Here is a 13,902-nt window from a genome sequence, read left to right on the forward strand (position 1 = left end):
ATCGAAATTGAATAAGAGGGATTTGCATTTGCGGGGATGACTGCAAAGCGTTGCGTCGGCAGCGGCGCTTGCTTGATAGGTGCGACACGGGCGCAAATGCCGCACCCGTGTCGCGGCCGGTCAGAATTCGTGATCGGCGGTGTCGGGGTTGAGGTCGCTGATGCCGAGGGCAGCGGCGGCCTGTTCGATGGAGGCGGTCTGCTTGACCAGTGCAGCGATGGCGCTGCGGACCTTTTCTTGTCCTTCAGCATTGTCCTCAGCGATCAGCTGGTCGAAGGCTTCGCCGTTCTCAGCGCTTTCCACCAGCACCTGCAGCTTGGCTTCGGTGGTTTCCAGATCGGTCTTCAGCGTGCTGTCGACTTCGGGGCTGACGCCCTGGACCAGCGAGGCGAGACTCGGGCCGGTCAGGGTGCTGCCGTCGACGCGCTTGTACTCGCCCAGATAAACGTTGCGAATGCCGCGGGCGTTGAAGAAGTGCGAGTTGTGCGTGTTGTCGCTGAAGCAGTCGTGCTCGTCTTCGGTGGAGTTGGCTTCCAGCGCAACCTTCATGCGCTCGCCGGCCAGTTCGCCAAGCGACAGGCTACCCATGCCGAAGAGCATCTTGCGCAGGCCGTTCTCGCCCGATTCGGCTTCCAGGCTGGCACGGTAGTTCTCGGCGCCCGGCTGCCACTGTTCGACCATCTCCTGCAGATCACTGACCAGCAGGTCGGTGGCGACTTTCAGGTACGTGCGGCGACGCTCGCAGTTGTCGCCGGTGCAACCTTCGCCAACGACGTAGTCGGTATGCGGGCGCTCGCCGGCGCCCGGACCGGTGCCGTTGAGGTCCTGGCCCCAGAGTAGGAACTCGATGGCGTGGTAGCCGGTGGCGACGTTGGCCTCGGAGCCGGCCAGTTCGTTGAGGCTGGTCAGCAGCTCGGCGGTGATCTCGCTGGTGTCGATCTTGTCTTCGCCGATCTGCAATTCGGTATTGGCGATGATGTTGGCGTTGGCGCCCGGGTTGCCGAGGGCGTGCTGGTAGTCACCTTCGACGTAGTCGATCAGGCCTTCGTCGAGCGGCCAGGCGTTGAGCTGGCCTTCCCACTCATCGACCACCGGGTTGCCGAAGCGGAACACTTCGCTCTGCATGTAGGGTACGCGGGCAGCCAGCCAGGCCTGGCGTGCGGCCTGCAGAGTCTCTTCGCTGGGATTTGCGAGCAACGCGTCGATTGCCTGCTGGAGTTGCACTGCAGTGCTGTGCGCGTCGCTGAAAACGGCCAGGGCCAGATCGGCGTAGTGGCCGACTACGGCTTTGGCCGCCTGCTCATCGGGCGTCTGCGCCTGTTCAGCCGGCACGCTTTCGGTTGTGCTTTGCGGTGCAGCGGTCTGGTTGATCGGGGTCTTGTCTTCACCGCAACCGGCGAGCGAGATGGCCGCAGCGAGAAGGCTGGCGGTTGCCCAGATGGGGGTGCGTAGCATGTGCGTGTTCCTTTGCGTGCGAGTGAACGAAGCCGAGGGCTGCTCGGAAGCGCTCAATAATGCGAAAGATTTTCATTTTGTGCAAAGCCAATGCGTGCACGGGCTCTCTCTTCCGTGTCCACGCAACCGGTAGAATGCTGGCGTTTTGAAGCCCAGATATGGAGATGTCATGAGCCTGAGCGCGGTGGTTGTGCTGGTGGTGCTGTTTCTCGTCGCCGCCTATGCGGTGATCCTCTATAACGGCCTGGTGCGCCTCAAGCACGGCGTCGGCAAGGCCTGGGCGAACATCGACGTGCTGCTGCGTCAGCGCCATGAAGAACTACCCAAACTGGTGGAAACCTGTCGGCAGTACATGCAGCACGAACGTAATACGCTGGAGCAGGTAATCAGTGCGCGCAATGCGGTGTCTAGCGCGCGGGAGCAGGGCGATGTCGGTGCGCTGGGGATGGCCGAGACCGGGCTGCGTGCCGGCCTGGGCCGGTTGTTCGCGCTGGCTGAGAACTACCCGGAGCTCAAGGCCAACGACAGTTTCCGTCACCTGCAGCAACGTATCAGCGGGCTGGAAAGTGGCATCGCCGACCGTCGCGAGCTGTACAACGAGGCGGTCAACCTGAACAACGTGCGCATTGAGCAGTTCCCCGATGTGCTGCTGGCGCGGGCGTTCGGCTTCAAGGAAGCCGCATTGCTGCAGTTCAGCGAGGCGGAGAAAGCCGACGTCGATCTGAAGGCGCTCTTCGGCTGAAATGGATCTCGGCCAAGTCTTCACTTTTGCCCTAGCCACTGCATTTTGTCTTGGCGGCGCCTGGCTCTGCATCAGTCGCTGGTCGCGTGCGCGCCATTTGCTCGATACGCCGACTTCGCGCATCCGCTCGGCGGCCCAAGGCTACGTCGAACTGGTTGGCATGCTGCGTGAGCTGGCCGTGCCGCAACCGGTAGCGCCGCTTACCGGTGAGCCCTGTTTATGGTGGCGCTACTGCATCGAGGAGTATCGCTCCAACGGCAAGCGCAGCAGCTGGAGCGTGCTTGAGCGGGGCACCAGCGAAGCCTGGCTGCGTCTGGCCGATGCCACTGGTGAGTGCCTGATCGACCCGCGCGGTGCCGAGGTGCACCCGGCCTTTCGCAAGGTCTGGACGGGCAGCCTGCGTCATCCGCGCGGTATCGCACCAAGCGGCTGGCTGGGCCTGCTGAGCAGCGGCAAACGCTATCGCTACACCGAGGAACGGCTGCACGAGGGTGAACCGCTGTATGCGATCGGCGACTTTCGCACCACCGGCGGCGGGCGCCACGGCCTTGATCTATCGTCAGCCAAGCGCGAAGTGATCCGGCAGTGGAAGGGTGATTACGCCGGTCTGCTGCAGCGCTTCGACAGCAATGCCGACGGGCAGCTCGACGAGCATGAATGGAACCGCGTCCGACTGGCGGCGCGGCTCGAGGCAGAGGATCGTCATCGCGAGAGCAGCGCCGCCCCGGAGCAGCATCAAATGGCTCGCCCCAGCGAAGCGCTGCCCTTCGTGCTTTCCAGTCACGGCGAGGAGGTCATCACCCGGCGCTTCTACTGGCAGGCGGCGAGAGGTGCGGTGATGTGTTTGGCTGGTGCGGTATGGCTGGCGATGCAGCTGGGTATAACCGCCTGGTAGCCGTCAGCTGTCGCTCAGCGCTTGCGCTTTTCGGCGATCCAAATGGTATGACGCGTGCCACGGTTGCCGTGAGCGAGTACCTGCACTTCTTCGGCTTTGAAGCCGGCCTTGGCGAGCTTGTCGGAGAAGGCGCGGTCAGCACTGGCCGACCAGACCGCGAGCACACCGGACGGTCGCAACGCGCGGGCACAGGCATTCAGTCCGTCCAATGAGTAGAGCCAGCTGTTGCTCTTTTGCGTCAGGCCTTCCGGGCCGTTGTCGACATCCAGCATGATCGCATCAAAGCCCTGGGCTTGATCCTGCAGCAGCTCGGCGACGTCCTGATTCAGCACCTTGGCACGGCTATCGCGCAGCGGATGGCCGGATTTCTCGCCAAGCGCGCCGCGGTTCCACTCGATCACGCCGGGTACCAGTTCGGCGACCAGTACCTCGGCGTCCGGGCCGAGATGGCGCAACGCCGAAGCCAGAGTAAAGCCCATACCCAGTCCGCCGATCAGCACCCGTGCCTGCGCGCGTGCGGCGATCCGTTTGCAGGGGATCTCCGCTAGCGCGTCTTCCGAGCCATGGGTGCGGGTATTCATCAGCTGATTGCCGTTTCCGCCCTGGATCTTGATGACGAAGTCATCGCCATATTCGAACAGGCACAAGGCGCCGCCAGTGGGGATCGCGGCGGTATCCAGGAGTACGAAGCGTTTCATTGAGGACTCGTCTTAGGCCGTGGGTCGGCCGAAAAGGCGAGAAGTGTGGCGCAAGTCGTTGCGACTGGCCAGCAGCTCGGCTGCAAACCTTGCCGAGCGGCGCGCCGGCCTCGGCGTGCTAGCGGAGTTCCGAATTGACCGCCCGATCAAAGGGGGTCGACTGGCGTAGCAGCAGGTCGAGATCACGCGCCGCGAGCGGCTTGCTGTAGTAGTACCCCTGGCCTTCCTGGCAGCCCTCGGCGATCAGGTAGGCTTCCTGCTCTGGCGTTTCGACGCCCTCGGCGATCACCGTCATACCCAGGCTCTTGCCCAGCTGGATGATCGCTCGGACTATGGTTGCGCCTTCGTCCTGGCCAATGTCCTGGACGAAGCTCTTGTCGATCTTGATCTTGTCCAGCGGCAGGCTCTTGAGGTAGCTGAGCGAGGAGTATCCGGTACCGAAATCATCGATCGCAATCAGCGCACCGGAGCGCCGCAGGCTGTGCAGGTTGTGCGCCGCCGCATCGATGTCCTCCATCAGGCCGGTCTCGGTCACTTCCAGCTCCAGGGTTTCGGCGGGCAGCTGATGTTCCTGCAACAGCTCGCCTATCATCGCCGGCAGCTGCGGATGACGCAGTTGCACCGTGGAGAGATTCACCGCCACGCGTAAACCGGTGTAACCCTGAGCGTGCCACTGGCGCAGCTGGCTGCAGGCTTGATCGAGTACCCACTTGCCGATCTCGATGATGCTGCCGTTCTGTTCGGCCAGAGGAATGAACAGGTCCGGCGGCACCAGCTTGCCCTGCGGATGCTTCCAGCGAATCAGTGCCTCGACGCCAGTAATACGGTTCTGCCGGTAGTCGACCTGCGGCTGGTAGACCAAATGGAATTCGTTACGTTTGAGGGCTTCGCTGAGGTCCTTCTCCAGCTCCCGGCGAGCGCGCATTTCACTGTCGATGCTGGCCACATAGAACTGGTAGCGGTTGCGCGAGCGGCTTTTGGCCAGCGTCATGGTCTGCTCGGCCTTCTGCAACAGCTTCTCGGTGTTGTCGCCGTCCTCCGGATAAAGCGTGATGCCGATGGTGGCGCGCAGACGGATCAGGTGTCCATCGAGCTCAATGGGATTCTCCAGGTCGTCCAGCAGTGCCTGCGCCAGTTCGGCGGCCTCGTAAGGCTGCTCGATACCGCTCAGCACAAGTACGAACTGGTCGCCGCCCAGTCTCGCCAGGGCCCCCAGTCGAGTCTCCGCGGCGCGTAAACGGTCAGCCAAAGCCTGCAACATGTAGTCGCCGGCCTGGTAGCTGTATTGCTCGTTGACGCCTTTGAAGTCATCCAGGCCCAGGCAGAGCACGGCAATGCGTCGCTGCAGGCGCCGCGCCTCGTCGAGGATATGGTCAAGCTGGCTTTGCAGCTGCTGCCGGTTGGGCAGACCGGTCAGCGAGTCGTACTGGGTCATGCGATGCAGGCTGCTTTCAGCTTCCTGACGCAGGTGCATGTTGTGTTCGATGGACGAGAGCAAGCCGTTGGCGGTTTCCACCCAAAGGCCCAGCTCATTGCGTTCGTGGCCCCTGATCATCGGCAGCTTATGCTCGCCGGGCCGGTCCGGGTTGATCTGGGCGAGGTGTTCGATGAGCTTGGTCAGCGGTCGGGTGAGCAGCCACTGGTAGATCAGGAAAAGCACAAAGCCGAGGGTCAGAGCGCGCAGGATGCCGAGGATAAAGATGACGACGGAGTCGTTGACGAACTCCTGGCCGTACTGGGCGGTGTCCAGGGTAATGCGCAGTTCGCCGTAATACTCGTTGTAAGGCGGTTTGCCGATCAGGGGGATCGAGAACTGCCGGTCGCGGTGGAGGATCGGGTCGGTCAGCCAGCGTGTCGGCAGGTCGATGGGTGGCCTGATTTTCAGTGCCAGCATGCCTTCGTCCGGGTGGCCGATGGATGCCATGCGAATCGATTCGTGCTGGAAAAGTCCTTCCATCACTTGCGCGCCCATCTCGCGGTCAAGGCTGTAGATCGCCTGAGTGGACGGGTCGCGGGTCATGCGCAGAATGCGTTGGGCGTCTGATTCGATCAGCTGGCGCGCCTTGTAGGCGCCGAAAATGATCTGCGCGCAGCTCAGCACCAGCCCTACCGCAAGCGCCGATAGCAGGACGACACGCAGGAGCTTACGCGACAGGCTATTGCGCATTTCCAGCTTCAAATGAAGGTCCTTTTCCGTGCCGACGCTCGGTTGCGGAAGTATTGTTAGTCATTCGGCAATCGTCAAAGGCAATTAAATCCAGTAGTTCAGCAAGCTCCGACTGTGCCGGCAGTACGACTTAGGATGCAAGCCCAAAGGCGTAATCCTAAGGAAAGATTGCGCGCCGATTACCGATGCAGTAGGGCTGCGACAATTTATGGGGCTGCAAATGTATAGCGGCAGATGATGGTGAAGCCTTAAATGAAAATGCCCGCGTCGAGTGCGGGCATTTCATTACTGCTGACCGGGTGGCTTAGCCTGCGAAGTTCTTCGCGACGAAGTCCCAGTTGACCAGGTTCCAGAACGCTTCGACGAACTTCGGACGAGCGTTGCGGTAGTCGATGTAGTAGGCGTGTTCCCAGACGTCACAGGTCAGCAGCGGCTTGTCGCCCGCAGTCATCGGGTTGCCGGCACCGATGGTGCTGGCCAGGCCGAGGCTGCCGTCGGACTTCTTCACCAGCCAGGCCCAGCCGGAGCCGAAGGTGCCGATTGCGGTCTTGGTGAACTCTTCCTTGAACTTGTCAAAGGAACCGAACGAGGCGTTGATGGCATCAGCCAGGGCGCCAGTCGGCTGGCCGCCGGCGTTCGGTGCCAGGCAATTCCAGAAGAAGGTGTGGTTCCAGACCTGGGCGGCGTTGTTGAAGATGCCACCGGAGGAGGTCTTGATGATGCTTTCCAGATCCTTGCCTTCGAACTCGGTGCCCGGGATCAGGTTGTTCAGGTTGGTCACGTAAGCAGCGTGGTGCTTGTCGTGGTGGAACTCGAGCGTCTCGGCGGACATGTGCGGCTCGAGAGCATTCTTTTCGTACGGCAGCGGCGGCAATTCGAAAGCCATGATGTATCTCCTACTCAGGTGTCGAGGATTGATGCGGCCAGCTGGAAGGAGCGTACGAGGCGTGCCGGACATGCCGGTGAGCAGGTGTGAATGCGCGTCCTGCCCTGACCTCTGTCGTTCCCTTCGCTCGCTACATGCTTGCGCAATCTCTGGCCGTTCACGGTCGGCCGAACAGGCAGACTGAAGCCTTCCGCTCCATGTCTGCGAGCCAGCGATCATAGCACCCGACCTGCGGCAAAACCACGCGGCAACTGTATGGAATAAAGGTTCCAAAGGGGGCGGTGATGATGCATCGGTTGCGAATGACGGGCTGAGCCCTGCGTGGACCGCGTCGCACGCAATGGTGTTCCGTCCGAGCTGCTAATTGGCTCGCAATAGGATGTTGCGCACCGCGTCAGCCGGCGAATGCCAGCTGCGCGGCGATGGCAAACATCATGGCGGCGACGCCGAGGTCGATCAGACGCCAAGTCAGCGGACGGGCCAGCCAGGGAGCAAGCCAGGCACCGCCGAGCGCGAGTGTCATGAACCACAGTGTCGAGGCGCTGGCGGCGCCAAGCGTATAGGCGCCCGGCTCGGGCTGCTGCGCACCGAGTGATCCGATCAGCACCACCGTGTCGAGATAGACGTGCGGGTTGAGCAGTGTCACGGCGAGTGCCGCCAGCAATACTGCGCGCAGCGGACGCGGCTGCGCGTCGGCGCTGCGCAGGCTTTGCGGCTTGGCCGCGCGCCGTAGCGCGAGGGTGCCGTACCAGATCAGAAAGGCAACGCCACCCCAGCGGGTAATTTCCAGCAGCAGCGGATTGCTTGCCAATACGGCCGCCAGACCGAACACGCCGATACTAACCAGCAACGCATCGCAGACGATGCACAGCGCTGCGACTGGCAGATGGTGTTCGCGACGCAGGCTTTGCGCGAGGACGAAGGCGTTCTGCGCACCGATGGCCATGATCAAGCCCGCAGCCACCAGTAACCCGTTGATATAGCTTTGCCAGATCGCATTCATGCCCAGCGCCTCATTCATTTTCTGCTGGCGAGTCTGCTAAGCGTCGAGCTATAAGAGAAACAAATTATGGTCAGGTGTCATTAGGAAAACTGATGTTCGATTACAAATTGCTCGCCGCACTTGCGGCGGTCGTGGAGCAGGCCGGGTTTGAACGTGCGGCGCAGGCGCTTGGGCTTTCGCAATCGGCCATATCGCAGCGGATCAAGTTGCTCGAGGCGCGGGTTGGTCAGCCGGTACTGCTGCGCGAGGCACCGCCCAGGCCCACCGAGCTGGGCCAGCGTTTGCTTAACCATGTCCAGCAGGTGCGGCTGCTCGAGCGCGATCTGCAGGGGCAGGTCCCGGCGCTAGATGAGAACCGCTTGCCAGAGCGATTACGGATCGCCCTGAATGCCGACAGCCTGGCGACTTGGTGGGCCGGGGCAGTGGCGCCGTTCTGCGCCGAGCATCGGGTATTGCTCGACCACGTTGTGGAAGACCAGGCGGTCGGGCTCAAGCGGATGCGCGCCGGGGAAGTGGCCGCCTGCGTCTGCGCTGCGGAGCGCCCGCTAGCGGGGGCGCGCAGCCAGTTTCTCGGCGCAATGCGCTATCGCGCGCTGGCCAGTCCGGCGTTCGTCAGTCGTCATTTCAAGCGCCCGGCAGTTGCCAGTGATCTGGCGCGTGTACCGGCTGTGGTTTTTGGCCCGGACGATCAGCTGCAACATCGCTATATGGCGGCCGTTGGCGGGGGCGAGGCATTCATTCACCATTTATGCCCGTCCTCAGAGGGTTTTGTGCGGTTATTGCAGAGCGGGCTGGGCTGGGGGCTGGTGCCGGAATTACAAGTGCGCGGCGAACTTGCGCGCGGGGAATTGGTCGATGTGCTGTCCGGACCGCCGATCGACGTGCCGTTGTACTGGCACCACTGGCGTAATGGCGGGCAATTGCTCGATGAGCTGACCCGTCATCTGGTGCGTTGTACCAGCGACTGGCTGCTGGTCGACTGACAGGTTCAGGCGAGAACGCGCTGGCCCCGATAGATGCGCACGGTGGTGCTGCTGGAGCTGGGTGATGGCGGCACTGGTGCCGGTGCCGGCAACTGTTCGCTGAAGGTGGCGAGCTGTCGGCCGAGTTCGCGAGTCAGCTCGTCGTTCGAGCGCATACACCCGGCGAGCATGGCCGATACCGCGTCGGGCTGGTTGAGGTGGATGTCGAGCTGCTGCTCATCGCGAAGTCTGCGTCGCAGGCTGCGCATGCAGTCGATAACCGCTTTGTTCAGCTCCATGCTGTGTTCCTCGTGATTGCCCTAAGGCCCAACGTCCCTGTCGGAAGTGTCTATCCGCTGGCATGGGAAACACAGCAAGCTACGTACCAAGTCGCGTAGGTGCGCCTGGAAAACGAGCGCATGGGGCGACCGGTGCGGCTTACAGGGTTTTGCGTCAGGTCGTAGGCTCGATGCGCAAACGCCACGCCGTGAATCGAACTCGCTTTTCGGTGCACCGTGATGCATTTCACAAGCAGTGCGATGCTCTACCGCGGTGCATTTCGTCGGTAAACCTGCTGTCGCTGATGGCTGGGTTCCGAATCGTTATACTGCGCGCTGTTTTTCGCTCCGCGCCATTGAAGGTAACCCATGCGCAACGATGCTCACGACGAACTGGACAACATCCCCAGCCTGACCGCAGGCCGTGATCGCGTGGAGCCCTATCCGGCGCCGGATCTCGAGCCGATTCGGCGTACAGCTGCCGAACCTCCCGAAGATGGTCGCTCACGGCAGAAGCGTCGTGCAGCAGGCGGTGGCGGTGGCGGTGGCGGCGGCGGCCGAGCAAGCGCGGCTCCGTTGTGGGTCATGGTGCTGGCCTTGTTGATCAGCCTCGGCGCGCTTGGCTGGTGGAGCTATCAGAAAATCGCGATGCTGGAAATGCAGCTGGTCGCGACCCAGGAGAGCTTCGCTCGCATCAGCGAAGATGCCGCGGGGCGGTTGCAGGACATTTCCGGCAAGGTCGTTGCGACCGAATCCAACGTGACCACGGAAAGCGAGGCGGTGAAGCTGCGCATCAAGCAGCTGGAACAGCAGACTGTGGAACTCGCGCGCAAGCAGCAAGCCTTCGCTACCGAGCAGCAGAGTCTGGCCGGCAGGCAGGGTAATCAGGACCAGCGCATGGAAGAGCAGGGTCGCCGCCTCGAGCGTCTGGGCAGCGATCTCCAGGCTCAGCAGGGCACTACCGCGACCTTGGCGGAAACCGTCAAGACACTCGGCAGCGAGCAGGCATCACTGAAGTCGACATTGGACGAGCAGGCCAAGCTGGCAGGGCGGCTCGACAGCCTGAGCAAGGATGTGGCCGCGCTGAAGCAGGGCGGCAATCAGAGCCAGGCGATCAGCCGTCTGGAACAGGACATCCTGGTGCTGCGCAGTGAAGTGGACAACCGTCCGCCTCCGAGCGCCACCAACACCGCCGAGTTCGACTCCTTCCGCGCTCAGGTCACCCGTACCATCAACGCCATGCAGGGTCAGATTGCCAATCTGCAAGGGCAGATCGACGGTCGCTGACCACAGCAGTCCGCCGCCGCACCTTTCGCGGCGGCGGCTTCATCGTTTCGCGCGCCCCTTACAAGTCCCAGGCCAGTGACAGCCCAAGCCCGTGGTCGCGGTTGTCGTTACCGCGATAATGGTAGTTCGCGCGCAAGGCCAGACCGGGCGTCAAGCGGTGCGCCAGGCCAAGGCTGAAGCGCGTCTGATCGCCGGTCGGTACTGCCCCCGGCAGCTCGAAGCTATTGCCCGGTACGCTGTTCAGCGACATGCGCAGATCTTTCCGGTCTTCGTCCTCACGCTCCACTTCCCGCGCCACTTCGCCGAACAACCGTGTGCGGTCGGTAAGGGCGTAGTCGCCGAAAAGTCCGAGTGACAGACGCAGCGATTTCAGTTCCTGATCGTGATAGCTGAGCGCCGTCGATCGCGTGCCTTGCTCGCTGTAACCGTCGACGTCGACCTTCTGGTAGCTCGCGCCTATGAACGGGCCGAACTGCAACTGGTCGCCTGGTTGCATGAGGTTGAAGCCGGCCTTGGCGGCCGCCCCCCAGAGCGTACCTTCGGTGTCGCCCTTTTCGGCGCGTTCGGTGATGCCGAGGGCAAAGGTGCGCTTGAGGTCGTGATAATCGAGGTAACCGACACTGAGACTGAAGTCGGCGAACAGGCGCTGCTGCTCGTAGCGTGCAAAAGCCGTGGCTAGATAGCTGCGCATGTCGTAGTCGGAGTCGTTTCTTCCCAGTTCCAGTGAGTTTTCCGCCAGACCCAGGCTGACACCAGCCAGCCACGTCTCGCTCAGACGCTGGGTAACACCAAGCGACAGACTCAGACCGCTACCGTCACCGCCACCGTAACCGTCGTACTCAGGTCGGTTGTAACCGCCCTGGATGAAGGTCCGCCAGGCGCCGACCGCCTGCCAGTCGCCACGCTGGGCGGACAGCTCGTTGTCCAGCTGCTGCAGGTGAGCGCGCAATGCCGAGCGACCCATTTCCGGCAGCAGGGACACTTCCCACGGAGCGGAGATGATCGAGTAAAGATAATCGGCGCTGATCTGATGAACTGCGGTGGTCGGATGTACGGCATCGTTGAACATCAGACGATTCGGGTCCGGCACAGTGCCGCCGAGGCTGTAGGTCGGATCAGGCAGGCAGTTGGCGGCTGAAGGGTCGAAACATACGGCGGTCTGCGCCACATTCGGGTCGAAGCCGAACGCAGCCAGGTCGGCGCGCACTTCGGCGAGCAGCAGGCGGTTATTTACCAGCACGTAGTTGCCGCCCTGCGCCTGCAACTGGCTGGCCAGTTCGGCATTGAACTGGTCGCTCAGGAAGTTGAACGCCGCTGCCTGGCCGGTAAGGGCACCCAGCGGGGTGGTGCCGACGTCGGGCAGATCGGAGACGATGATATAGCGGGCACCAGCAGCTTGCAGCGCACCAACGCCGGCGACCAGATTGCCGGCGGCCTGAGCCATCGTCACTGGATTGGTATTGAGCTGAAAGATGTCGTTACCGCCGCCATTCAGGTAATAGAGCGCATTGCTATCGACCCGTGGATTCTCAATCAGATACCCCAGACGAGTGCGGGTAGTGCCGCCCGCGGACACTGTCGATTCAAAGTTGATCGAGTCGAGAATCTGGTCGGTGCGATAGCCACCAACGGCATAGTTGGTGCCGTCCGGATTGCCTGTGAGTAGTGCCGGTAACAGCGGCGTGGAGGGTAACGACTGAAGGCCCAGCATGCTTGCCAGACGTTGCGTGCCGACTTCACCGATATATTCGCCTGCGCCATAAGTGGGCCCGGTGCGGTTGGTGAAGCGCAGGCCGCCGGTGGGATTGCCACCGAGTGTGGGGCTTTGCAGATCCGGGAAGTTGCCCGCATCACTCAACGAGTCGCCGAAGACGATGAACTGGCTGAACGGACCGCTGTTAGCGGTAGCCGGTCCCGCCGCACAGGTAAGCAAAATGGCTGCCGCAAGTGGCTTGAGAGTGCTTTGCACGGGTATCTCCTTATTGTTTTTCTTGTGGATACGTCGCCCACGCCGGAGCCGGCGACCCAGCCACGCTAATGGCTGGAAGCGGTGCGGATAAGCGCTCGAAAGGGCGAATCGTTCTCGCCTGACGGTTCCCTCTTAAGGCGTACTGGCTATTTGCCTCCAATTCATTGCCGTGGCTCAAAGGAATCTGCCGTTCAGCTGCGTACCATCCGTCGGCTTCGCCTTGCGAGCCGAGTGCCGCAGCGATTGCTTTGAAAAGTAAGTTGAAGGGTCAGCCGCCGGCATCCGAAGCGGCGGGCTGCGCTAAGAAACCGTCCCGGCCTGGGAGCACAACAATAAATGCCAGCGTTTCTCGATCTGTTACGTGACCGTCTGAGCTCGCTGCTGCCCAGCGAGCTCAAGCCTGATGAACTGCGTCATCTACTCGAACCGCGGCGTCATCCGCTGCTGCTCTGCCAGCGCCGCGCGACGTTGATCGTCAACCGTGTACGCCTGTTCGCCTTTCTGTTCGCCGTGCTGACTCCCCTGTGGAGCCTGATCGATCTGGTGGTGTTCGAGCCCCGGCTATGGGCGGCGCTGGCTGGTTTCCGAATGATGGCCTGCCTGGCCTTCACCTGCCTGCTGTTGTTCTATCGCCCGAGCGGCAACCTGCTGGACGCCTACCGCGCGATCGCCATCCTGTTCGCCATCCCGACCATCTTTTATATCGCCTCGCATTCGTTGCTCGGCAGTTACCAGCTGGCGCAGTTCTCCGCGGTGGTCGGCGCCGGCTATGCCTTTCTCCCGTTCGTGCTGATGGCGGGACTGACCATTTTCCCCCTGACCCTGGTGGAAAACCTGGTGCTTGCCTGCCTGCTGCTGATGGCGCAGGCGCTGGCCGGCTACCTCAGCTGGGCAACGCTCAATTGGCCGTCCTTTGCCGGGGCGTTCTGGCTGCTGATCCTGATTGCCGGCGTCGCCAGTCTGGCCAGCATGAGCCAGCTGGCGTTCATGTTTGCTTTGGTGCGCCAGGCGATCCGCGACCCGCTCACTGGCGTGTTTTCCCGGGGCAGCGGTGAGGAAATTCTCCGTTTGCAGTGGGACAGTGCGCAGCGCAAGAACGGCGCTCTGGCCTTGGCGTTCATTGATCTTGATCACTTCAAGTCGATCAATGACAACCATGGCCACGAAGCCGGAGATCACGTGCTGCGCGAGGCGGCGAGGCAACTGGTGGCACGGTTGCGCGCATCCGACAGCCTGTTGCGTTGGGGCGGCGAGGAGTTTCTGCTGATCATGCCGGACACCGACATGCAGCAGGCGCACCAAGCGCTTGAGCGCATTGTCAGCCTGGGCCTTGGCTCACGTCCGGACGGTTCGGCGCTCACGGCAAGCATTGGTCTGGCCGAGCGCTGCAGCGATCAGGCCGTAGATTACCGGGAGCTGCTGGAGCTAGCGGACCGCCGCATGTATTGCGCAAAGACCGGCGGACGCAACCGCCTTTGCGCCGCCGAGCAGCCTGATCGACAGACCAGGGGCGGCAAGCTGGCATTGGGCGGCTAGGACGTCGTCGGCGCGCAGGCGCAG

At 62.3% G+C, this 13,902-nt stretch carries 12 protein-coding genes; 5 read left to right on the forward strand and 7 right to left on the reverse strand.

Annotated elements, in window-relative coordinates; genetic code table 11:
• Positions 1-120: 120 nt before the first annotated feature.
• A complete protein-coding gene (locus UIB01_RS05330; RefSeq protein WP_038657566.1) occupies positions 121-1,455 on the reverse strand; it encodes an imelysin family protein in 1,335 nt (444 codons plus the stop codon).
• A gap of 169 nt (positions 1,456-1,624) precedes the next feature.
• On the opposite strand from UIB01_RS05330, the gene UIB01_RS05335 reads away from it, so the two are divergent.
• Positions 1,625-2,197 carry a LemA family protein gene (locus UIB01_RS05335; RefSeq protein WP_038657568.1) on the forward strand — a complete coding sequence of 191 codons (573 nt, stop codon included), beginning with the start codon at positions 1,625-1,627 and terminating at the stop codon, positions 2,195-2,197.
• A gap of 1 nt (position 2,198) precedes the next feature.
• The gene (locus UIB01_RS05340) at positions 2,199-3,092 is read left to right on the forward strand and encodes a GIDE domain-containing protein (protein WP_038657570.1); all 894 of its coding nucleotides are present in this window, start codon (positions 2,199-2,201) and stop codon (positions 3,090-3,092) included.
• A 14-nt stretch (positions 3,093-3,106) separates the two neighbouring features.
• Here UIB01_RS05340 and UIB01_RS05345 read toward each other — a convergent pair whose 3' ends face one another.
• The 4 genes from UIB01_RS05345 to UIB01_RS05360 all read right to left on the reverse strand — a co-directional run bounded on the left by UIB01_RS05345 (position 3,107) and on the right by UIB01_RS05360 (position 7,846).
• Positions 3,107-3,790, reverse strand: a complete 684-nt coding sequence (locus tag UIB01_RS05345) for a spermidine synthase (RefSeq protein WP_038657573.1) — start codon at positions 3,788-3,790, stop codon at positions 3,107-3,109.
• A gap of 118 nt (positions 3,791-3,908) precedes the next feature.
• Positions 3,909-5,969: a putative bifunctional diguanylate cyclase/phosphodiesterase gene (locus UIB01_RS05350; RefSeq protein ID WP_038657574.1), complete on the reverse strand. Its 2,061-nt coding sequence runs from the start codon at positions 5,967-5,969 to the stop codon at positions 3,909-3,911.
• 292 nt (positions 5,970-6,261) lie between these two features.
• Entirely contained in the window at positions 6,262-6,843 is a 582-nt protein-coding gene (locus UIB01_RS05355; protein WP_003294652.1) for a superoxide dismutase, read from the reverse strand.
• Positions 6,844-7,237: 394 nt separating this feature from the next.
• The gene (locus UIB01_RS05360) at positions 7,238-7,846 is read right to left on the reverse strand and encodes a LysE/ArgO family amino acid transporter (protein ID WP_038665426.1); all 609 of its coding nucleotides are present in this window, start codon (positions 7,844-7,846) and stop codon (positions 7,238-7,240) included.
• A 92-nt stretch (positions 7,847-7,938) separates the two neighbouring features.
• Here UIB01_RS05360 and UIB01_RS05365 point away from each other — a divergent pair, with 92 nt between their 5' ends.
• Positions 7,939-8,829, forward strand: coding sequence for a LysR family transcriptional regulator ArgP (locus UIB01_RS05365; RefSeq protein WP_038657578.1), 891 nt, complete (start codon positions 7,939-7,941; stop codon positions 8,827-8,829).
• Positions 8,830-8,834: 5 nt separating this feature from the next.
• On the opposite strand, the gene UIB01_RS05370 is transcribed toward UIB01_RS05365, so the two are convergent.
• A complete protein-coding gene (locus tag UIB01_RS05370) occupies positions 8,835-9,107 on the reverse strand; it encodes a hypothetical protein (protein ID WP_038657580.1) in 273 nt (90 codons plus the stop codon).
• Positions 9,108-9,455: 348 nt separating this feature from the next.
• On the opposite strand from UIB01_RS05370, the gene UIB01_RS05375 reads away from it, so the two are divergent.
• Positions 9,456-10,373 carry a hypothetical protein gene (locus UIB01_RS05375; RefSeq protein WP_038657582.1) on the forward strand — a complete coding sequence of 306 codons (918 nt, stop codon included), beginning with the start codon at positions 9,456-9,458 and terminating at the stop codon, positions 10,371-10,373.
• A gap of 58 nt (positions 10,374-10,431) precedes the next feature.
• Here UIB01_RS05375 and UIB01_RS05380 read toward each other — a convergent pair whose 3' ends face one another.
• On the reverse strand, positions 10,432-12,342 hold the full coding sequence (locus UIB01_RS05380; protein ID WP_038657584.1) for an autotransporter domain-containing SGNH/GDSL hydrolase family protein: 1,911 nt from the start codon (positions 12,340-12,342) through the stop codon (positions 10,432-10,434).
• Positions 12,343-12,678: 336 nt separating this feature from the next.
• Here UIB01_RS05380 and UIB01_RS05385 point away from each other — a divergent pair, with 336 nt between their 5' ends.
• Entirely contained in the window at positions 12,679-13,878 is a 1,200-nt protein-coding gene (locus UIB01_RS05385) for a GGDEF domain-containing protein (RefSeq protein WP_038657586.1), read from the forward strand.
• Positions 13,879-13,902 lie beyond the last annotated feature (24 nt).

The organism is Stutzerimonas decontaminans (assembly GCF_000661915.1).
In the GTDB taxonomy this organism is placed as follows: domain Bacteria; phylum Pseudomonadota; class Gammaproteobacteria; order Pseudomonadales; family Pseudomonadaceae; genus Stutzerimonas; species Stutzerimonas decontaminans.

Bases quoted from the DNA above. Each gene is read 5' to 3' on its own strand.
- UIB01_RS05385 (WP_038657586.1), top strand. From the start codon at position 12,679: ATGCCAGCGTTTCTCGATCTGTTACGTGACCGTCTGAGCTCGCTGCTG.
- UIB01_RS05335 (WP_038657568.1), top strand. From the start codon at position 1,625: ATGAGCCTGAGCGCGGTGGTTGTGCTGGTGGTGCTGTTTCTCGTCGCC.
- UIB01_RS05355 (WP_003294652.1), bottom strand. From the start codon at position 6,843: ATGGCTTTCGAATTGCCGCCGCTGCCGTACGAAAAGAATGCTCTCGAG.
- UIB01_RS05345 (WP_038657573.1), bottom strand. From the start codon at position 3,790: ATGAAACGCTTCGTACTCCTGGATACCGCCGCGATCCCCACTGGCGGC.
- UIB01_RS05360 (WP_038665426.1), bottom strand. From the start codon at position 7,846: ATGAATGCGATCTGGCAAAGCTATATCAACGGGTTACTGGTGGCTGCG.
- UIB01_RS05330 (WP_038657566.1), bottom strand. From the start codon at position 1,455: ATGCTACGCACCCCCATCTGGGCAACCGCCAGCCTTCTCGCTGCGGCC.
- UIB01_RS05375 (WP_038657582.1), top strand. From the start codon at position 9,456: ATGCGCAACGATGCTCACGACGAACTGGACAACATCCCCAGCCTGACC.
- UIB01_RS05365 (WP_038657578.1), top strand. From the start codon at position 7,939: ATGTTCGATTACAAATTGCTCGCCGCACTTGCGGCGGTCGTGGAGCAG.
- UIB01_RS05340 (WP_038657570.1), top strand. From the start codon at position 2,199: ATGGATCTCGGCCAAGTCTTCACTTTTGCCCTAGCCACTGCATTTTGT.
- UIB01_RS05370 (WP_038657580.1), bottom strand. From the start codon at position 9,107: ATGGAGCTGAACAAAGCGGTTATCGACTGCATGCGCAGCCTGCGACGC.